The sequence below is a fragment of the Mycetocola tolaasinivorans genome (assembly GCF_003667565.1).
In the GTDB taxonomy this organism is placed as follows: Bacteria; Actinomycetota; Actinomycetes; order Actinomycetales; family Microbacteriaceae; genus Mycetocola; species Mycetocola tolaasinivorans.
Map to the genome: position 1 here is coordinate 311781 of NZ_RCUX01000002.1, position 20120 is coordinate 331900.

Below are 20120 nucleotides of genomic sequence, written 5' to 3' on the forward strand. Positions count from 1 at the left end.
CTGGAAAACGGTGTTTTCCAGCCAACACCCGGACAGGGTGCCCCCGAAGACGCAAAAAAACGCCTAAAGTGTGGATTGTGTGGCCGCTCGACAAGAACTCAGAAGAACACGATCCCACTGCCGGGCTCGTGGCTGACCAGAGCGCGCCGGGCGCGCAGACCTCAAGCCCGGATGGCTCCCCGGTGAGCCCGGATACTCCGGGCGAAAACGAACCCGCGGAGAGCGTCACCGCGTCTCCGGTCGCCCCGGTGCCGCCGGTAGACCCCGCGGCCGAACGCGCGCGGTGGATCGCCCAGATTCGCGACGTCGGCGGTACCTCGCCGCTGCTGTTCTTCACCGATGAGCCGCGCACCCGCATCGAGCTCTCGTCCACCCACCCGGGGGGCCTGCCGCAGTTCATCACCGGGCACTCGACGCTGCTGTCGAACCTGATCCGCGACGAGCTTGCGCTGCGCCGGGCAAAGTCCGCCGCCGACGTCATCACCACCAAGGGTGTCGAGCTGCGCACCGTCCGCGGCATCGAGGCCGTGCACCTCGCGATCGGCCTGGCCCAGTGGCGGCACGAGGGCGTCGACTACTGCGCGCCGGTGCTGCTGCGTCCGGTCGCGATTCGCCGCTACGGCAAAGACTATGAGCTGAAGCTCAAGGGTCGCTCGATCATGAACCCCGAGCTTGTGCGTGCCATGCGCGAGCAGTTTGGTATCGGCCTGGATGCCGCCGCGTTCGAGGCTCTCTCGGTCGCGAAGGGCGTGTTCCAGCCGCAGCCGGTGATCGATGAGCTGCGCGGGATCACCCGTCGACTCGACTGGTTCACCGTGCAGCCGCGCCTGCTGGTGTCGACCTTTGCCGACATCGGACCGGCGCTGGCCCGCGACGTGGAGTCGCGCGAGCACCCGATCCTCGAGGCACTCGCCGGTGACAGCGGGGCCAAGAAGCTCGTGGACAGCCTGTTCCTCCCGGTGGACGCCGTGGGGCAGGACGAACGCCCGCCCACCACCGACACCCTGCTGCTGGACGCCGATGCCGAGCAGGAAAACGTGATCGCCCAGATCACCGCCGGCAACTCCATCATCGTGCGCACGCTGCCCGGTACCGGCGGCACCCAGACCGCCGTCAACGCGATCGGTTCACTGGTGAGCCAGCACAAGCGGGTGCTCGTCGTGGGTGCGCGCCGTTCGGGCCTCGACGGTATTCGTCACCGCCTCGCGAAGGTCGGTCTGCCCGGGCTCTCGGTGGGCCCCACCACGGTGCGCCGCGACCTCATCGAGGCGATCTCCCGCAACGAAAAGGCCGTCGCCCCGAAGATCGCCGACGTTGATGACGCCCTGGTGCGTCTGCGCCGCGTGCTCCTCGACTACCGCGGCGCGCTCTCCCGGGTGGAACCGACCCTCCGGGTGTCGGTCATCGACGCCCTCGAATCGCTGACGCGGCTCGGTAACCTGCCGTTCCCGCCGAGCACCGCCGCCCGGCTCACTCCCACCTCGATGGGAAACCTTGCCGGTGACCGTCGCAGCATCTCGCAGAAGCTCGCCGCCGCCGCGGCGCTCGGCGAGTTCCAGTACGGTCCCGGAGACTCGCCCTGGTACGGGGCCACCTTTGCCACCACAGCGGAGGCCAAGGCCACCCACGCGCTCGCAAAGAAGCTCAACCGCACCGAGCTGCCGCGCCTGCTGGAGCGCGGATACGACCTCATCGGGCACACCCGGATGCGACCGTTCGAGTCGGTTGAGGAACTCGGCGTGTACCTGCGTCTGCTGCTCGATCTGCGCGACACCCTCGACAAGTTCTCCCCGAGCGTGTTTGATCGCTCCCTGGAGGAGCTCATCAGTGCGCACAGCGCGCGCCGCGACTCACCCTCGATGAACGCCGCGAACCGTCGCCGGCTGAAGAAGCTGGCTCGCGAGTATGTGCGCCCGGGCGTGCACATCACCGACATGGAGGACTCCCTGCGCCGGATCCAGGCACAGCGCGTGCTCTGGCAGCGCTACGTGTCCACCGGCGCGATGCCCGAGGTGCCGCTCGGCATCGCGGACGTTCAGGTCACCTACCAGCGCGTGATGGACGATCTGGCGCGCCTCGACGGCCCGCTGCACCGCACCACCCGGGATGAGCGCCTCGTCGCGCTTCCGGTCAAGGAACTCGTGCGCCTGATGGCCGGCCTCGCGGCCGACTCCCAGGTCATGGAGAACCTGCAGGAGCGCACCACGCTGATCGCCGAGCTCAAGGAGCTGGGGCTCGCCCCGCTGATCACCGACCTCTCGGTGCGTCACGTACCCGAGGAGCGCGTGGCCGATGAGCTCGAACTCGCCTGGTGGCAGTCCGTCCTCGAGTACATGCTGGCCACCGATAAGGCGCTGCTCGGTGCGAACACGAGCGTGATCGACCGCCTCGAATCGGACTTCCGCCTCGTGGACGAAGCCCACGCTTCCGCCCAGGGTGCCCAGCTCGCGACCCTGCTCGGCGACACCTGGAAGATCGGCCTGGTCGATCACTCGGACGAGGCGACCGCGCTGCGAAACCTGCTGCGTGGCTCCACGGTGGAACCGATCGCCCTCGAGGAGCAGGCACCGCACCTCGCCCGCATCCTCTCCCCGGTGTGGGTGGCCTCGCCCTACGAGGTGCACCTGATTCCGGACTCGCTGCGATTCGACACCGTGTTCCTGGTGGATGCCGGTGCGACGACCCTCGCCGAAAACGCCGCGGCGATCGGCCGGGCCAAGCAGGTCGTGGCATTTGGCGACCCGGTCACCCAGAGCCCGCTGCCCTTCACCCTGGCCGCCGCCGATCCCTCCCGGCACGAGGCCCCCGTGTACGACATCGAGGCGCTGCACGGTGACTCGGCCCTCGCCCGCCTGGGTGAGCTGCTGCCGACGCTCACCCTGACCCGCAGCTACCGTGCGGGCGGCGAAGACCTCAGCCAGCTCGTCAACCAGCGCTTCTACGACGGCGAGATCGAATCCCTGCCCTGGGCGGGTTCGTTCCTCGGCCACGGCAGCCTCACGGTCGACTACGTGAGCGGCGGAAAGGGCATGCCCGACCCGGACACCGGCGGTGTGGAATCCGTGGATGCCGAGGTGTCGCGCGTTGTGAACCTCGTGCTGGAGCACGCGGCCAACCGTCCCCGGGAATCCCTGATGGTCGTGACCGCGAGCGTGAAGCACGCGACCCGGCTGAACCAGGCCGTGCTCTCGGCGTTTGCCCAGCACTCCGATCTGGCCGACTTTATTCTGCGCGATCGCGCCGAACCGTTTGCGGTGCTGACGCTCGAGCAGTCCGTGGCCGAGAGCCGCGACCGCGTGATCTTCTCGCTCGGATACGGTCTCACCCCACACGGCCGCGTGCTCTCGAACTTCGGCGCGCTGGGCGAGCCCGGGGGCGACCGTCTGCTCGCCGTGGGCATGACCCGCGCGCGCCGCTCGATGGTGATCGTGTCCTGCATCAAGCCGGAGGATATTGATCCGGCCCGCACCAGCCACGGCATCGCGGCGCTCGCCGAGATCCTGCGTAAGCCCGTGCAGCACGTACCGGCACCGCCGAACACCGAGGGTGCCGAGCCGATGATGGTGGATCTCGCGGAGCGGCTGTACCGCCGTGGGCTGGACGTCGAGGTGGGGTACCGCGGTTCCCTCGCCCTGGTGGCCTCCTATCAGGGCAAGGCCGTGGCGGTGGAGTCCGATCCGGAGGTGACGACCGAGTCGCTGCGGGAGTCCCTGCGACTGCGTCCGGATGTTCTGCGCCGGCTGGGGTGGCACTACCTGCGGGTGCACTCCTTCGACCTGTTTGCCGACCCCGAGGGCGTGACCGCCAAGGTCACCGCGCTGCTCGGTGTGCCCGACGTTCAGCAGGAGCCAGCCGCCGAGGTATAGCCACGTGCGAGCCGGCGCGCACGCGGTACCCTGGACTCATGAGTGAAACGCCTGAATCCATCCGTCGGGTGCCGGGTTCGCGCCGCGTCCGCACCGCTCCGGCCCCCGGGAGCGATCCCTCGCCCCAGGCCGGGATGGCCGCGGTCCGCGCCGCGGAGGACTCCGATGCCGGCTGGGGTGGTAAGCCCGCACAGACCTCGGGAGACTCGGGGAACGATGCCCGCATGCGCGCGGACGTACCGCCGCACTGGGGCACGCACACCCGCTAACCCCGAGGCATCGGGTGCTCTCCCGCACACATAAAAAACGCGGCGACCGAATCGGTCGCCGCGTTCCCTGTTTTGTGGCTATTCGCCGCCGGAGTGCTTTCCGCCGGCCGGCCGGTTACCGAGCGCCGCGTTGTCCGCGTTAGCCGCGAGCAGGTCGCGAATTTCGGCGAGCAGTGCGACATCGGCCGAGACCTCGGGGACCTCCTCGGCGGCGGCCTCCTTGTTCTTGGTCAGCAGGGCGTCGGCGCGCTTCTTGAAGTGGTTGATCGGCAGAACAAACACGAAGTACACTACGACGGCAACGATCAGGAACGAGATGATCGCTCCTACTACCGCACCGATCTTCACCTCGGCCGGCTTGTCTGGGTCGAGGGTCGGGATCGAGAGGATCCAGGTCGCGTTGAGGCTGTCGGCCTTGAACAGTGCGCCGATGATCGGATTGAAGATGTTTTCGACGATCGCGTTGACGACCGAGGTGAATGCGGCACCAATGACCACCGCGACGGCGAGGTCAATGACGTTTCCGCGAAGAATAAATTCCTTGAAGCCCTTGATCACAGGGTCCCCCTTCAGATGGTGGTTTCGCTAGCTTTTGGCTCCGCCGGAGCTCCCGGAGGCGCCCGACTTGGAGTCGGTGCTGTAGAAACCCGAGCCATTAAAGCTCACACCGACCGTGCCGAAAAGCTTACGCAACTTCCCACCACATGCTGGGCATTCGTTCAGCGTTGCGTCAGAAAGGCTCTGGGTGATGTCGAAGGCGTTACCGCACTCCGTGCACTTATACGAGTAGAGAGGCACGTGTAATTCCTGTGTTTCGTTGGGAGGGGTGAAGAACGGGGTTATTTGCCGAGTTCGGCGATCCGGGTGGGCGTGACGACGCCGTTCACCGGACGGTCGTGAATTTCCTGGGGCACCGAGTCGCGCAGTTCACTATCGTAGATGACCGCGTAGACGGGTGGGCAGCGCTCCATCGACCCGAGGGTCTTGTCGAAGTAGCCGCGGCCCCAGCCCAGGCGCATGCCGGTCTGGTCGATTGCGGCGGCGGGCACGATGATGAGGTCGACATCGTTGATCGCGATCGGGCCGAGCAGCTCACCGATGGGTTCGTTGATGCCGAAGAGGCCGGCGCTTTCCTCGCCGGTTTCGCCCACTGTCCAGTCGAGAAGCCCGTCTTCACGACTGATCGGGAAGAGGATGCGAATTCCGCGCTCGAGTGCCCAGTTCAGAAACGGCCGGGTGTTTGGCTCGCTCGGGCGGGAAAGATAGCAGGCGATGCTGGTTGCCCCAGATCGGGTGACAAGCTCCTGGAGGTGCTCGGTGAGCCCGACGGTGGTGTTTTCCAGCTCGGTGCTGGTCAGGTTGCGGCGACGCTCACGAAGTTCTGCTCGCAGCGCGCGCTTTTGGTGATCTACCGAAGACGACATAGCCCCATTCTAGGTGCGTCGCGGATGCGCTGGGGGTGTGGCATGGGTTTTCCCCGTTCGCCGGGATGGGTAGGGTGGAAGAATGTCAAAGCGCACTCATAAGGTCGTGATTCCCGCCGCGGGACTCGGAACTCGGTTCCTACCGGCCACCAAAGCCATGCCCAAGGAAATGCTGCCCGTCGTGGACAAGCCAGCGATTCAATACGTGGTCGAGGAGGCGGTCGATGCGGGCCTCACCGATGTCCTGATGATTCTTGGGCGCAATAAGAACGCCCTGGAGAACCACTTCGACCGGGTGACCGAGTTGGAGATCAACCTGAAGAAGAAGGGCGACACTGGTCGCCTGAACTCGGTTGAGCACCCCAACGACCTCGCCGACATCCATTTCCTGCGTCAGGGCGACCCGCTGGGCCTCGGCCACGCGGTGCTGCGTGGCAAGCGTCACGTGGGCAACGAGCCCTTCGCCGTCATGCTGGGTGACGACCTTATTGACGAGCGTGATTCGCTGCTGGTGCGCATGATCGACGAGCAGGAAAAGCGTCAGGCCACGATCATCGCGCTGATGGAGGTGCCGGCCGAGTCGATCTCGCTGTACGGTGCGGCTGCGGTTGAGGCCACCGATGACCCCGAGGTCGTCCGCGTGACCGGTCTGGTCGAGAAGCCCGCTCCCGAGGACGCACCCTCTAACCTCGCCATTATCGGACGCTATGTGCTGCGCCCCGAGGTCTTCGACATTCTGGAGAACACCCCTCCGGGTAAGGGCGGCGAGATTCAGCTGACCGATGCCCTGCAGGAGTTGGCTGCGGATGAGAGCATCGCGGGTGGCGTCTATGGCGTCATCTTTACCGGCCGTCGCTATGACACCGGTGATCGCGCCGACTACATTAAGGCCATCGTGCAGCTCGCCACCGATCGCGCGGATCTGGGTGCCGAGCTGAAGCCCTGGCTGCGTTCGTTCGTCGCCGGCCTCGACGACTAGGGCTCACCACGGTGGGGACGTGGAATTTCCAGCCGCAGTTGGCTGGGGATGTGCTGCTGCGCGGGGTAAAGCTGCGTGATGCTCGCACCCTGGAGCGTGAGCTTCTGGGGAACCGCTCCTGGCTGGCACCGTGGGAGGCCACGAGCCCCCGCGGTGTCTATGCGCTGGATATGCGGGCGTCGATCAAGGATCGTCTCGCGGCGGCGCGTGCGGGGGAGAGCCTGCCCCTGGTGATGGAGTATCGCGGGGAGATCGCGGGGCAGCTCACGGTGTCGGGGCTGACCTATGGGTCCCTGGCCTCGGCGAACCTGGGGTACTGGATTGCCGAGCGTTTCGCGGGGAAGGGCATCACGCCCACCGCGGTGGCGCTCGCCACCGACTACACGTTCCGCGCGCTCGGGCTGCACCGCATGGAGATCTGTATCCGCCCGGAGAACGGGCCGAGCCTGGCCGTGGTGCGCAAGCTCGGGTTCCGTTATGAGGGGCTGCGCCGGCGTTACATTCACATCAACGGGGACTGGCGCGATCACTTCTGTTTTGCGGTGGTGTCGGAGGAGGTGCCCGAGGGCGTGTACGCGCGCTGGCGGCGCGGCCTGGCGGATGAGTCGGTCGCGAACATTCCCGAGATTGATCGACTCGCGGCGGCGCATCCACTCGAGTTCTAACCCGCAACACGCCGAGCACGGGGAATATCTCCTGCGTGTTTGTAGACACACCCGCGGTGCGGCACCGATTTCTTGTAATTCGCCCGTACCGTGGGTGTATGCCGGGTGGAATCTTGAGTGGTGGGGTTGTCTTCGCGGTAGCCGCCGTGCTTTGGCTCATTTATTTGGTGCCAACGTGGCGTCGCCGCAACGAGTATTTGGCGACCGAGCGCAACGCGGTGCGCCTGCAGCAGACCATGCGTGTGCTGGCGGAGACCACCGATATGCCCGGTCAGGTTCACCTGGAGATTTCGTCGCGCGAGGTAGCCGAGAAGCAGAAGGTCCTGCGCAAGGTGCAGGCCGAGATTCGTGAGCGTGCCAAGCAGGAGGCCCTCGAGGAGGCCGAGCAGCTGCGCGCCGAGCTCACCGCCCGCCCGCCGCTAACGGCGCTGCGCGCGAAGGCACGTAAGCGTTCACGCCTCATGGCGACGGTAACGCTCGCCATTGGCCTGATCGGCGTGGTCTCCGGCGGTGTTGTGCTCGCCGGCGGCGGCCAGATCGTGCTGCTGATCGTGGGTGCCGTGATGGCGCTCGCCGGGGTCTCGCTGCTGGTGGCGCTCGCTCGTCCGGTCGCGATGGTCGCGGTTCCCGAGGCCGTGTTCGAGCAGGAGACGGCACCCTCCACCGTGGCCGCCCAGCCGCTGCGTGATCTTGCCGATCCGCTGCCCACCGCGGTGCCGCAGGCCGAGCCGCTGCGCCCGGGCGCCTGGATCCCGCCGGTACTTCCCGCCCCCCTGTACTCCGCCGAGGGTTCGGTTGCGGCCGCCTCGATGGCCCGTCAGGACGCCCAGGATGCCCTGCGCCGCGCGGCCCTCGCCCAGGTGCTGGCCGAGCGGGCCGCCGAGCTGGCCCCGGAGGCCCCCGTGTCGATCGCCCCGGCCGCCGTGGCCGAGCGGGCGGCGGGGTCTGGCGCTGCTCGTGCTGGCGCTGCTGCTGCTCCTGTTGCTGGTGCAGCTTCTGATTCTCCTGCCGGCGCTCCCGCCGAGCGCCCGGTTAGCCGGTTCGCGCGGATGGGCGTCGTGGATGAGTACGCCCAGGGTGAGGACCTCTCGGTTGACCTCCTGGCACGCCGCCGGAACGCCGGTTAACCGCATCGCTTTCGCGGGAACGCCTCCACCCGATGGGTGGGGGCGTTCTGCGTTTTACGGGGCTTCTGCGGCGCTGAGTGGCTCTGCGCGGGTTGATTGTCGCTAGCGCTGAGTGGCTCTGCGCGGGTTGATTGTCGCTAGCGCGGATTGATGGGCGCTAGATGTCGTGCGTCTCGTGGAAGCGTGGGCCGAGCTCGGCGAGGATCACGTGCAGCGCGGCGCGGCCGTCGGGGGAGAGGGAGGCGAGGAGTGCGTCGTCGAGTTCGGTGGCGATGGCGGTGCTCTGCGCGAGGAGGTCGCGACCGATATCGGTCAGGGCGATGACCTGGATGCGGCGATCGGTGGCACTGCGCTCGCGGGTCACGGCACCGCGGGTGCCGAGCTGATCGACGAGGGTGACGACGAGGCTGGGGGCCACGTGCAGCTGGGTCGCGATGTCGCGCTGAGAGGACGCCAGGCCGGCATCCACGAGCGCCAGTAGGCCCACCTGCTTATAGGTGAGGTCCAGTTCGGTGAGCCGATCGGCGAATGACTGCGTGATCTGCGCGCCGATCACCCCCAGGCGAAAGCCCTGCGTGGCGAGGAAGAGTGCACCCTGTTCGGAATCCATGCGTTAATGCTATCATTCTGAATTGTTCAGTACTGAATGATTTAGATTGGAATGATTATGTTCTGGTGGTTGGCGCTTCTCAATACGGCCGCGGCCCTCGTCTCCTCGGGATTCGGCATCGCCGCGATGCTCCGCCCGCGAGCCCTCGCCCCCACGGAGCACAAGCCTGCCGACCGCTTCTACGCGGTGATGTATGGCGCGCGCTCGGTGCCGCTCGGCATTGCGGTAGCCATCGGCGTCTGGATCATGCCGGCATCCCCGGCGCTCGCGCTGCTTCTGGCCGTGGCCGCGATTGCCCAGATCGTTGACATCATCACGGGCGTGCGCACCCGCCTTTGGACGATGGTCGGCGGCGCCGCCTTCGCGACGCTCTGCCACCTGTCCGGGATCGGGGTTGTTCTGGCGGGGTAGCACTAGCGCGACCACGTGCGCACGCACCTAGTGCGCAGTGCTTGCGGTAGGTTTGGCCCTCGACTCGCGTACGTGTGCGCAGTGCGTGCCATATGCGGTCGCTGATTCGGTGTGGCGTTTTCCTCGTGATACGCTTTTTTCTACCGCAAGGGCCTATGGCGCAGTTGGTAGCGCGCTTCGTTCGCAATGAAGAGGTCGGGGGTTCGAATCCCCCTAGGTCCACCCAGAGAAAGCCCCGAGTCTATCGACTCGGGGCTTTCGCATGCGCGAACGTCACCGCCTGAAATCCTGTCGCGAACACCTCGCTACGCCTGTGGCGGGTCGACTTTCAAGCTTGCCGGCAGCCGTCGTTGGAGAAATAGCGGCGCAGGTGAGCGCGCAGGTGGGGGTCGCACACATATACGTAGGTGCCCGCGATTCCCCGGGTCAGAAGCACCGCGTAAATGTTTTGTACGTAGCGGAGCAAATCCTCGTCGGTGTATGTGATCCCCAGCCGCTTGTTGTTTTCCCGGCCCTTTTTGTCGTAGTACTCTGCCCGATCGAAGAACAGGCGGTTTGCTACGGGATCAAATCGAAGGTCCTTGCCGATGATGACACCCGCGTAGTTCAGGTCGTAGCCCTGCACGGTATGGATTGACCCGACCTCATTGAGAGAATTGGCGCTGTTGATCCAGTCCACCGCGGTGGAGTTCCATCTCAGCTGTGCTCCATCGATGTCGATATCGAACTCCGTCGGGGCTACTCGACTCCGCCACTCCCACGCGTATCCCGCGACCAGGCGTGCGAGGCCGTGTTCCGCATCGCGTTTAACGAGCTCTGCACGTAGCTCGTTCAAATCGTCGAAGAATCTCAGATCATAATCTGAAAATGAACTCGGTGGCACGGTCGAATCGTTACTGAGTACCGAACGAACGTACCCCACATAGTCTTCATCGGCTGCAATACGCATTTGAGTCTGTAGACGATAGAGCCGTCCGAGAGACGAGGCATTTTTAAGAAGTGCCTCTGTGGTGTGCGTTGGAAGATCTGCCGGCCGCACGCTCTGTCCCACATCGAGCATGAGGATCACATGGGTGCTTTGCCTGCGGATCCAATCCAGTTGGGTGAGCGTCGGATCGTCGTACCCAAAGAGCGTGGTGTTAATATCGGCAAACTTTTTGTTCTGGACTCCCGAGGGTTGATTTGCCCGCTGGTTGAGACGATGAGCTTCATCAACGATCAGGAGGTCGAACCGTTCAGAGCTCTGCCCAACGGCAAACGGCGACAGTACCATGCCCTTGTCAAGCCCGGGAGTGAGCGCAAAAACTCGTGCGATGGAATCACGAAGAGATTGTTGTGGGACAACGATTCCCACTCGCAGACCTGACAGGAGTTCCGCATGCCCCTCGGTGAAAAAATCGCTGAAGAGGGAGTCTTGATCGAACTGTTCCAGCGGATCATGCAGCTGAATATCCCTCAAAAGCTTGAGCAGGTAGATCGCCACGACCGTTTTCCCGGTACCCGGATTGCCATTGATAACAACCAAATTGTCGTGGTCGTTTTCCAGGTCGGTGAATAGACCCTCGAGGATGTCCTCGACGGCGACCGCCTGATCCTGAGTGAGCGCCTTGAACGGTGAAAGTTTGAAAAGATCGCTGTTGATAATCTCCGGAACCGTGCGCGTAAACAGGTGTTCCTGGGTTCGAAGCTCGTCAAACAACTCGGCGAACGACGACTGATACGAAGCGCGATCAAAGTACTCGGCATCGACAATCCCGTCGTTTCGGTTCGTCACCTGATATTTGCCATCACCCGAGAACATTCTGATGAGAAAAGACTCAAGGTCCAGGCTTGCCGACTTGTTAAACCTGTCGTTGAGGACGATGCGCACACGATCAAGTTCACGTTTTTCATCTGAATCCATGTGCTGGCGCATGCGGCTCGCAGCATTGAGCGTTTCGCCGACATAAACCCTCTTGCTATCGTTCAGCACGTAGACGACGGGCCAGTTTCGATGCAGCGGATTACGGGATCCCCATGCGCGCACCTCATCCGGGGTGAGGCGCACATGTTCGATTCTAGAGCTGGTCATATTTGTCGCTCCGGCCGAACGCTTTCTCCACGGGATATTTCAGTCGTGTGATTTCTAGCTTTCGACGGACGATCTCGTCGATATCGACTCCGAGCCTGTCTGCCAGGAGAAGGCAGTAGGTGAGAACGTCAGCGAGCTCGTCCTGAACGCGATCCTCATCACCATCGCCCCATTGAAAACACTCCAGCAGTTCGCCCGCTTCGATACTGATGCTCTTCGCCAGGTTTTCTGGTGAGTGAAACTGTTCCCAGTTGCGCTCCTTCATGAACGCCTTGAGAAGCTCGATGGTCTCAGGTTCTCGCATTTGAATAATGTATCAGCGCGAAGCGGCGCTGACGCAGAACCTGGACCGTACCGACGGATAGGCGGTTGCTACCAGACCGGCACCGAGGAGTGCCATGAATGGTCTGCAGGCAGGCCAACGCGCGGATCCATTGCCAGATCCCGTATATACGCGGGAAGTAACACAGGTGCCTCTGACTCGTCAACGTGCAGGAGATCCCAGCGGTCCTCATACGCTTCAAAAGTTCGAAGAGAAACACGGGAGCGTTCCACGGGTGCGTTTCGCTTCCCCGGTGCAGCTGTTTGATCGGTAAGCCAGTTCATGTGTTCAACCCAGGCGGCTGCGGCCACATGCGACCGAGGCACCACAAAACTTCGGGGCCGGAGAAGCACGTCGCCCGGAATCGCCACCATGACAAAATACTCGGTCTCGTGACGAGAGGGGCCCTGTGCTTTTGCTCCAAGCGGCCAGCTGATCCTCTCCATTTTGGCACCGCGGGCGGCCTTCACCTGAACCTCCACGAGACGTCGCGATGCTCCCTCCGTGAAAACCGCGAGAATGTCAGTACGTTCAAGCCCATCACGGGTCATCGCCGGTGCCCAGCCGTGCCGTGCAAGCTCCGCAGCGACGTGGTGCTCACCGATGGTCTTCGTTTGTTTGGTGTCGGTCATGGCTCAGATGCTAGCGGGTAACGTGGCCCGCGTCACGTAGCGCAACGCACATGGTAGGGCCCCCACAGATGCTACGGTATCGACACAATGAGTACGCCAACAACCGACTCCCGATCCCGCCGCGCCACCCTCGGTTTTTTGCTGTGCCTGGTGGGGCCGCTGGTGGTCGGCGTCATCCTGAACGCCTTGGTGCGGCCCGGGCTGGCGCGGTCGCTGGGCGGGGAGCAGCACGTCGTGGGCGGCGCCGTGCGCTCTCGGGATGTGTGGTGGACGTTCACGCCCGAGATCGAGCGACAGCACCCCGTGCTCACGACCTTCCTCGGCTACTCAGACGGCCTCATCGCGATGTGCGTGCTCGCGTCGATCGTCGTGATCTTTCTGGTGCGCTGGGTGGTGCGTCGACGGAAACGGTAATTCCGCGCAGGCACAGCATCCACGGTGGTGGGGGCTACCCGCCCCGCAGCGTTCGCCGGCGAAGAGCCACGATCCCGCCCAGAACCACCGCGGGAATGACCGTGGACGCGAGCGCCACGGAGGGGCCGAAGTCCTCAACGATCTGCCCCGCGCTCAGGTGGCCGATAGCCACGCCCGCGGTAACCGCGGCGAGTACCCAGCCGAACGCCTCCGCCGCCTGATCCTCGGTGGTGACCGCCTCCACAATTAGCGAGTGCAGGGTGGCCTGCGGCGTGATCAGCAGGCCCGAGACCATGAGCGCAATCGTGAACACGACGAGGCCGCCCTGCACAAACGCGACGAGGGCCACCAGCACACCAAAACCGATCAGGAGAACCGGAGCTCGGTGCGCGTAGCTGCGCGGCCACGGCCGACGGGCATAGGCGATACCAAACACCACCGAGGTCAGCGACCAGAGGCCCAGCAGGATGCCGCCGTAAGCACTCACCCCGGCGAGATTCGCCACCGCGGGCACCGCAACCTCCACGAAACCGATGATGATACCAAAACCCAGCACCGCCAGAATCAGGGTCTGCATCCCGGGGATCGCGATGATGTGCAGCAGCGGGCGGCCACGCTGCGAGGAACGGGGGATGGTGCGCACGAGCGGCGACGTGAGGAAGCCCACGGTTCCGACCGACATCATCGCCACCGCCACCACGAGACCGGTGCCCGCCCACTCCAGGGACGCCAGAATCGCGGCGAGCGCCGGCCCCAGGATAAAGAAGGTCTCGAGGCTAATCGCCTCATAGGTAAACGCGAACTCCCGAGCGGGGCCGGCCGGCAACCGGTGCGCCCAGATGGCCCGGGAGGCGGTGCCCAGAGCGGGCTGGGCAAGCCCCAGCACCGCGGCACACACCATGAGCACCGGAAGGACGCCCCCGGACTCCACCAGGAGGAACGCGAGGGCGGCGGCGCTCACGTAGATGCCCGTGGCCGTGGCGAGGGTGCGCGTCGGCCCGAGACGATCCACCAGGCGGCCCTGCACAACCGAACCGATCGCGGTCCCAACGAGCGCGCTTCCGCTCACCAGTCCCGCGTCGCCAAAGCTGCCCGTGGACCGCTGAATGTAGAAGAGCAGCGCGATGCTGGTCATCGCCACCGGCAGCCGGCCGAGCGCGGAAAAAAGAATCGTGCGCGGGGATCCGGGCACGGCAAGTATCTCCCGAATCTGCCCGCGGGAAGATTCGGAACCAGGTGAAGTCACGATCGCTCTTATTCTGTGTGTTTAGTGCATCCGCAGCTGCTTCTCACAATGAGTTCAGCGGGGATGAGAGTTTTATGGGGTGCCCCGGTCATCGCCCGCACGGCCATCTGCGCCATGAGCGCCGTGGGCTGGTGCAGGACCGTGAGCGGCGGGGCGGTGAACTCGGTTGCGGGGGAGCCATCGAGGCTGATGACCGCGAGGTCCTCGGGAATCCGCACGCCTCGCTCATAGGCCGCGGCGAGAAGGCCGATGGCCTGCTCATCGGTGGCCGCGATGATCGCGGCGGGAAGGGTGCCCGCATCCATCAGTTCGCGGGCGAGCTCCGCAGCCCCCGCATTACTGTAGGTGCTGCGCAGGGGCTCGGCCGAAGGGTCGCCGATGGCCCGCCGCCAGGCGCTGACGCGCTCGCCGACGGGCCCACGATCCTCGATACCGGCGATCATCCGGATGTCGGTGTGACCGTGGCCGCGCAGATGCTCGACCGCGGTCACCACCGCATCCTCGTTATCGGCGGCAATCATCGTGCCGGAGAATCCCTCGGGAGCGTGAAACAGATACACGACCGGGGTCGTCCCGAGATCGGGAGCACTGTAGTCGTTATCCGACCACACGAGGATGATGCCGTCCACCTGGGTGGAACGGAACGCCTCGAGCGCATCACCCTCCCGATACTGGGTAGTCTCGGTATTACCGATCAGGGTGAGCTTGCCGAGCCCCGCGATTTCACGCTCCAGGTCCTTGCCCAAAACGGCGAAGTAGGGGGCCGTGATATCGGGCACCAGCACGCCCACCAGATCCGTGCGCGAGGTACGCAAACTCCGGGCAACCCGGTTGGGCGCGTAGCCCAGCGAAGCGGCCGCATCCAGCACCCGCTGGCGCGTCTCCGCGGCTACGGGGCGTGGGCCGTCGTTAAAGACATAGCTGACCACGGCCGTGGATGTTCCCGCCAACCGTGCTACGTCTACTGCCTTCGCCACGCTGCCTCCTGCTCCCTAGTCTGGCATCCCCTCCGCGGAATTAGGAACGAGACGCGGCCGTGTTCCACTCGGTCCAGGCTGAGGAGACCGGCCCGCTGACGTAGGCGGCGAGCATAATCTCCTTAAACCGTCGCTCATCGATCTCGGTGATCAGACGCACATTCGCCGGTTCGGCCTGAACCCGACGGTCGATGATGAGTGCACCGCGCGTCGCCTCATCGGTAGAGACCGAGACGTGGGCACGCTCGTCCGCCAGCACCATACCGGGATCAATCGCGAGTGCCACGGCAATCGGATCGGGAAGGTCATAGCCCTCCAGCCCGCCCTCCGTGCGCGAATACTCATCGAGTCGCGCGCAGATGCGCTGGGCAAAATCGGCTACCGGAGTGCCCACCGCCCGCAGCGCCGCCTGATCCTCATCCCGCATGACACCCCACTTACGCGAGAGATCCCAGCCCACCAGGGTGACCTGCTCCGCACGGGCCGCGTTCAACACGATCCGGGTCGCCTCCGGGTCCACCCACACGTTGAACTCGGCCAGAGCCGTGACGTTTCCGACAAAGTCGGACACCCCGGCCATGCAGTAGACGTGGGTGAAACGAGACAGGAAGTCCGGATCGATCGAGATCGCCAGGGCGATGTTTGTCATCGGCCCAATCGTCACGAGCGCATGCTGACCGGGTTCCGTGCGCGCCACCTCCAGCAGCGCCAGCACCGCGGGGGTCTCCGCGGCGCTCGCCGTGGGCTCGTTCAGCCCGAGATCGCCGAGCCCATCCTCACCGTGAATGTTCTGCGCGGTCTCAAGGGAACGCAGGAGCGGGCTCGCTGCGCCGCGGTATACGGGCACGTGCGCCTGCCCGGCAACATCCAGGGTGTAGAGCGCGTTGCGGGTCGCCCGCTCCAGGCCGACATTGCCGGCCACCGTCGTGATGAGCCTGATCGAGGAGCCCTCGGTCAGCGCGGCGATCAGAATCGCGACGGCATCATCGCTTCCGGTGTCGCTATCGATGACAAAGCTCGTGGCCCGTCGTTCGGTGTGTGCAGTGGTCATGGTGATGTCCATTTCTATCGGGGATGGATGGTCTTAGGAGGCGACGTACGGTTTTCCGGATGCCGCCGGTGGATGCACGGTGCCGACAAAGCCGGCGACCGCGAGGATGGTGACCGCGTAGGGGAGCGCAAGAAGGAACTCGCTCGGGAGCGCGGATCCGATGATGCCCAGGACGTTCTGAATGCTGCTCGCAAAACCGAACAGGAGGGCGGCGAGGGTCGCACGGATCGGATCCCAACGCCCGAAGATCACCGCGGCCAGGGCAATAAACCCGGCCCCCGCGGTCATCTCCTTGTTGAATGCGCCCACGGAACCGAGGGTGAAATACGCCCCGCCGATTCCGGCAATGCCACCCGCGATCAGCACCGCGAGAAAACGGGTCGTATTCACCCGGATACCCACGGTGTCCGCGGCGAGGGGATGCTCACCCACCGCGCGCACCCGCAAACCCCAGCGGGTAAAGAAGAGCACGTAGGCCACCAGCGCGATACTCACGTACATGAGGTAGACGATGACCGTCTGACGGAAGAACACCGGCCCGAGAATCGGAACCTCGCTCAGCAGGGGAATCGGGATGCGGGCGAAACGCTCCGGCGCATTCAACGACGGGTTGATCGACAGAATCTGCGAAAACAGGAAGCTGGTGAGCCCGGTCACGAGCACGTTGAGGACAACGCCCACGATGACCTGGTTGACCAGGTAGCGAATCGCGAACAGCGCCAGGACGGAGGAGACCACCGCACCGGCAATCAGCGCGGCCAACAGCCCGGCCACCGCGCTACGGGTCACGGAGGCCACCACCGCGGAGACAAATGCTCCGGCGAGCATCTGCCCCTCGATCGCAACGTTGATGATGCCGGCTCGTTCGGAAATCACGCCGCCGAGCGCCCCAAACGTGAGCGGTACGCTCAGCGCGAGCGCGCCCACCAGGAGCCCGGGAACGGGAATCGTTTGGCCGGCACCCAGCACCGTGAGCGCGCAGATCAGCGCCAGCACGGAGAAGAGAATGATCACCCAGCGCCCGGTACGTCCCCGCCGATGATCATCTCGGATGGAGACTGCGCTCAGGGCCGCGAGCGCGACGACCAGGGCCAGTGCGCCCCCACGGCTGGGGAACGCGATGGCGGGGAGCTGCATGAAGTCCTGCTCCGTGGAGAGCCGGAACGTCGTGAGGGCGGATCCGGGATGTGCAAGCACCAGGACGGTCAACAGCACCGTGCAGATCACAAGAATGGTCGGGATCTTCGACAGACGAATCTGCCGGCCGGTACCGCGCAGCGGAGAAAGCGTTGAGGAGGTCATACGGTAATCGATTCCTTCGGCGAGAGAGCGCGGGGGCGACGAGGCACAGTACGGGGCGCCTCGGGAAGGCGGAAGACCGCCCGAATGAGCGGGGGCGCGGCGATGAACAGGACGATCAGCGCCTGCACAACCACCACAATGTCGATCGACACACCCTGCGACGCCTGCATCACAAAACCGCCGGCCTTGAACCCGCCAAAGAGGATCCCGGCACAGAACACACCCCACGGGCGCGAGCGGCCGAGCAGCGCCACGGTGATGGCGTCAAAACCCACCGCCGCATCGATGCCCGAACCGAAACCCGTGGTGACCGTGCCAAGCACCTGGATCGACCCCGCCAGACCGACGAGACCACCGGAAATGAGCATGATCTGCAGGTAGCTGCGGGGCACCTTCATCCCGGCAATCCGTGCGGCATCCGGGTTTTCGCCGATCGCGCGGAACGTGAACCCCAGGCGGGAACGGTTGAGGAACCAGGCCGCGAGGAACGTGACCGCGATCACCAGCAGGAACCCGGCGTGCAGCCTCGTGCCGGGGCCGAGAAGCTCGGGGAACACCGCGGTGGGCTGCATCGGTGCGGTTTTCGGGTTGACCGAACCGGGGGCCTGAAGCAGACCCGGAGTGCGCAGCAGGTACGAAACCAGGTAGAACGCGATGTAGTTGAGCATGATCGTGACGATCACCTCGTGCGCCCCGTTTCGGGCCTTGAGGTAGCCGGCAATGCCGCCCCAGAGCGCGCCGCCGATCACGCCACCGAGCACCGCCACCACGAGGTGGAGCCCGTAGGGCAGATCGACGGCGATGCCGATGGCGCCCGAGCAGGCGGCGGCCACGAGCATCTGACCACGCCCGCCGATATTGAACAGGCCCGCACGAAACGCGATTGCGACTCCGAGCCCGGCCGCGATGAGCGGGGTTGCATAGGTCAGCGAATCGGCCAGGGGGCGCAGACCGGTGAGGAGATCCGGGGCCGAGAAGTTGAACACCGCGCCCTGAAACAGCGCGGAATAGGCACCAAAAACCGCGTCGCCGATCGCCGCGATCGTGTCACCCGGACGGCTGAAAAAGTAGCCGAGAGAGGCGGTGACCCGTGCATTGGTGGCGGCGATCAGGATCCCTCCGGCGACGAACGCCAGCAGGACCGAGAGGAACGAGATGGTTCCGCTACCCGAAAGGATTTCCGTGACCGCGCGCCGCATTCGCGTCGCCGAAGACGTCACCGGAGTTTTGTGAGTACTCATGCTGCCATTCCTGCCGGGTAGATACCGGCCATCATCATTCCCAGATCCTCACGGGAGGTATCGGGCGGAACAACGCCGACAATCTTGCCGCGATACATCACGGCAATGCGGTCGGCGAGAGCGATAACCTCGTCGAGTTCAGCCGATACCAGAACCACCGGAACCCCCGCGTCTCGGGTCTCGATGATTCGCCGGTGAATGAACTCAATCGAGCCCACGTCCACTCCGCGCGTGGGCTGCGCCGCCACGAAGAGCTGCAGGTCACGGCTCAGCTCACGTGCGATCACGACCTTCTGCTGGTTACCGCCGGAGAGGGTCCCCACGGGGGTGGATGCGCTCTCGGTACGAATGTCGTACTCGGCGATACTGGCGTGCGCAAAGTCATCGCGCGCGCGGGGCCTGATCGTGCCCCGACGCACAAAGGCATCGGAGTTGAGGCGGTCAAGGATCAGGTTGTCGGCCACCGGGAACGTGCCGATCAGGCCGTGCTTTCCCCGATCCTCGGGCACGAAGCCCACCCCGGCATCCAGTACCTCGCGAACGCTGCGACCCAGGATTTCCGAACCGCCCAGGGTGATGGATCCCTCGGCTTCGGGGTGCAGCCCGAGGAGGGACTGGGCCAGTTCGGTCTGCCCGTTGCCCTCCACCCCGGCGATCGCGAGGACCTCCCCGCGGCGCACGGTGAGGCTCACACCATCCACCGCGACCCTCCCATTCTCGCCACGCACCGTGACCTCGGAGAGGATGAGCGCATCCGGGCCCGGCAGTGCCGGTGTCTTTGACACCGTGAGCTGAACGCTGCGCCCCACCATCAGCGCGGCAAGCTCGGTGTTTGTCGAACCAGCCTCGGCCTGCCCCACCACACGGCCGTGGCGGATGATGGTGATTTCATCGGCGACCTCGCGCACCTCACGCAGCTTGTGGGTGATGAACACGATCGCCCGCCCCGCATCGCGCAAATCACGCATAATCTGCATGAGCTCGTCGGTTTCGGTGGGGGTCAGGACCGCGGAGGGCTCGTCGAATACGAGGACCGAGGCGTCCCTGCTGAGCGCCTTGACGATCTCCACGCGCTGTTGCGCGCCCACGGGCAGGTCCTGCACCCGCGCGTCCGGATCAAGGTCAAATCCGAAGCGATCAGAGATTTCACGCACCCGCCGACGTGCACCCTCGAGGTCGAGGCGGCCGCCGAAGCGGGTGGACTCATTACCCAGGATCAGGTTCTCGGCGACGGTGAAGACGGGGATCAGCATGAAGTGCTGGTGCACCATACCGATTCCGGCACGCATCGCATCGCCGGGACCGGAGAAGTATTGCGGGTCGTCATCCAGAAGAATCTCGCCCTCATCGGGCCGATAGAGGCCGTAGAGCACATTCATCAGTGTGGACTTCCCGGCACCGTTTTCACCGAGCAGGCAGTGAATCTTGCCCGGGGAAATGGTGAGGTCGATACCGTCATTTGCGGTCACCGCGCCGAAGCGCTTGGTGATGCCGCGGAGTTCGAGTTTCATAC

At 64.9% G+C, this 20120-nt stretch carries 20 protein-coding genes and 1 tRNA gene; 8 read left to right on the forward strand and 13 right to left on the reverse strand.

What is annotated here, in order from left to right; translation table 11 throughout:
• The first annotated feature begins 77 nt into the window (after positions 1-77).
• Complete coding sequence (locus tag D9V32_RS03280) at positions 78-3866, forward strand: AAA family ATPase (RefSeq protein ID WP_121647559.1); 3789 nt, start codon at positions 78-80, stop codon at positions 3864-3866.
• A gap of 38 nt (positions 3867-3904) precedes the next feature.
• Positions 3905-4135, forward strand: coding sequence for a hypothetical protein (locus D9V32_RS03285; protein WP_121647467.1), 231 nt, complete (start codon positions 3905-3907; stop codon positions 4133-4135).
• A 78-nt stretch (positions 4136-4213) separates the two neighbouring features.
• On the opposite strand, the gene mscL is transcribed toward D9V32_RS03285, so the two are convergent.
• Genes mscL through D9V32_RS03300 form a run of 3 tightly spaced genes read right to left on the reverse strand, consistent with a single transcriptional unit; the run spans position 4214 to position 5559 of the window.
• Positions 4214-4693: a large conductance mechanosensitive channel protein MscL gene (gene mscL / locus D9V32_RS03290; RefSeq protein WP_121647468.1), complete on the reverse strand. Its 480-nt coding sequence runs from the start codon at positions 4691-4693 to the stop codon at positions 4214-4216.
• A gap of 27 nt (positions 4694-4720) precedes the next feature.
• A complete protein-coding gene (locus tag D9V32_RS03295) occupies positions 4721-4933 on the reverse strand; it encodes an FmdB family zinc ribbon protein (protein WP_121647469.1) in 213 nt (70 codons plus the stop codon).
• A gap of 41 nt (positions 4934-4974) precedes the next feature.
• Positions 4975-5559, reverse strand: a complete 585-nt coding sequence (locus D9V32_RS03300) for a 5-formyltetrahydrofolate cyclo-ligase (protein ID WP_121647470.1) — start codon at positions 5557-5559, stop codon at positions 4975-4977.
• An 82-nt stretch (positions 5560-5641) separates the two neighbouring features.
• On the opposite strand from D9V32_RS03300, the gene galU reads away from it, so the two are divergent.
• The 3 genes from galU to D9V32_RS03315 all read left to right on the forward strand — a co-directional run bounded on the left by galU (position 5642) and on the right by D9V32_RS03315 (position 8330).
• Positions 5642-6538, forward strand: a complete 897-nt coding sequence (gene galU / locus D9V32_RS03305; protein ID WP_121647471.1) for a UTP--glucose-1-phosphate uridylyltransferase GalU — start codon at positions 5642-5644, stop codon at positions 6536-6538.
• Positions 6539-6549: 11 nt separating this feature from the next.
• Positions 6550-7203, forward strand: coding sequence for a GNAT family N-acetyltransferase (locus D9V32_RS03310; protein ID WP_121647472.1), 654 nt, complete (start codon positions 6550-6552; stop codon positions 7201-7203).
• A 167-nt stretch (positions 7204-7370) separates the two neighbouring features.
• Positions 7371-8330, forward strand: a complete 960-nt coding sequence (locus tag D9V32_RS03315) for a hypothetical protein (protein ID WP_147440380.1) — start codon at positions 7371-7373, stop codon at positions 8328-8330.
• Between the two features lie 157 nt (positions 8331-8487).
• On the opposite strand, the gene D9V32_RS03320 is transcribed toward D9V32_RS03315, so the two are convergent.
• On the reverse strand, positions 8488-8940 hold the full coding sequence (locus D9V32_RS03320) for a MarR family winged helix-turn-helix transcriptional regulator (RefSeq protein ID WP_121647474.1): 453 nt from the start codon (positions 8938-8940) through the stop codon (positions 8488-8490).
• Between the two features lie 57 nt (positions 8941-8997).
• Between D9V32_RS03320 and D9V32_RS03325 the strand changes: the two genes are divergently transcribed.
• Positions 8998-9351 carry a hypothetical protein gene (locus D9V32_RS03325; protein WP_121647475.1) on the forward strand — a complete coding sequence of 118 codons (354 nt, stop codon included), beginning with the start codon at positions 8998-9000 and terminating at the stop codon, positions 9349-9351.
• Positions 9352-9500: 149 nt separating this feature from the next.
• A tRNA-Ala gene (locus D9V32_RS03330) sits at positions 9501-9573 on the forward strand.
• A gap of 106 nt (positions 9574-9679) precedes the next feature.
• Here the strand turns inward: D9V32_RS03330 and D9V32_RS03335 are convergent.
• The 3 genes from D9V32_RS03335 to D9V32_RS03345 all read right to left on the reverse strand — a co-directional run bounded on the left by D9V32_RS03335 (position 9680) and on the right by D9V32_RS03345 (position 12376).
• Positions 9680-11398: a DNA/RNA helicase domain-containing protein gene (locus tag D9V32_RS03335; protein WP_342772564.1), complete on the reverse strand. Its 1719-nt coding sequence runs from the start codon at positions 11396-11398 to the stop codon at positions 9680-9682.
• Positions 11399-11408: 10 nt separating this feature from the next.
• Positions 11409-11726 (reverse strand): nucleotide pyrophosphohydrolase, encoded by a 318-nt coding sequence (locus D9V32_RS03340; RefSeq protein ID WP_121647477.1) that lies wholly within the window; start codon positions 11724-11726, stop codon positions 11409-11411.
• 68 nt (positions 11727-11794) lie between these two features.
• Positions 11795-12376 (reverse strand): hypothetical protein, encoded by a 582-nt coding sequence (locus D9V32_RS03345; RefSeq protein ID WP_121647478.1) that lies wholly within the window; start codon positions 12374-12376, stop codon positions 11795-11797.
• 87 nt (positions 12377-12463) lie between these two features.
• Here D9V32_RS03345 and D9V32_RS03350 point away from each other — a divergent pair, with 87 nt between their 5' ends.
• Positions 12464-12790, forward strand: coding sequence for a hypothetical protein (locus D9V32_RS03350; RefSeq protein WP_147440381.1), 327 nt, complete (start codon positions 12464-12466; stop codon positions 12788-12790).
• Positions 12791-12824: 34 nt separating this feature from the next.
• On the opposite strand, the gene D9V32_RS03355 is transcribed toward D9V32_RS03350, so the two are convergent.
• Genes D9V32_RS03355 through D9V32_RS03380 form a run of 6 tightly spaced genes read right to left on the reverse strand, consistent with a single transcriptional unit; the run spans position 12825 to position 20118 of the window.
• Positions 12825-14036, reverse strand: coding sequence for an MFS transporter (locus tag D9V32_RS03355; RefSeq protein ID WP_183086158.1), 1212 nt, complete (start codon positions 14034-14036; stop codon positions 12825-12827).
• Positions 14037-14044: 8 nt separating this feature from the next.
• Complete coding sequence (locus D9V32_RS03360) at positions 14045-15013, reverse strand: LacI family DNA-binding transcriptional regulator (protein WP_121647481.1); 969 nt, start codon at positions 15011-15013, stop codon at positions 14045-14047.
• 40 nt (positions 15014-15053) lie between these two features.
• Entirely contained in the window at positions 15054-16064 is a 1011-nt protein-coding gene (locus tag D9V32_RS03365) for a nucleoside hydrolase (RefSeq protein WP_121647560.1), read from the reverse strand.
• Positions 16065-16097: 33 nt separating this feature from the next.
• Positions 16098-17366 (reverse strand): ABC transporter permease, encoded by a 1269-nt coding sequence (locus D9V32_RS03370; RefSeq protein WP_121647482.1) that lies wholly within the window; start codon positions 17364-17366, stop codon positions 16098-16100.
• Positions 17363-18607 (reverse strand): ABC transporter permease, encoded by a 1245-nt coding sequence (locus D9V32_RS03375; protein ID WP_183086159.1) that lies wholly within the window; start codon positions 18605-18607, stop codon positions 17363-17365. The genes D9V32_RS03370 and D9V32_RS03375 overlap by 4 nt, the downstream gene beginning before the upstream one ends.
• Complete coding sequence (locus D9V32_RS03380) at positions 18604-20118, reverse strand: ABC transporter ATP-binding protein (RefSeq protein WP_121647484.1); 1515 nt, start codon at positions 20116-20118, stop codon at positions 18604-18606. Before D9V32_RS03380 ends, D9V32_RS03375 begins: the two co-directional genes overlap by 4 nt.
• Positions 20119-20120: the final 2 nt, after the last annotated feature.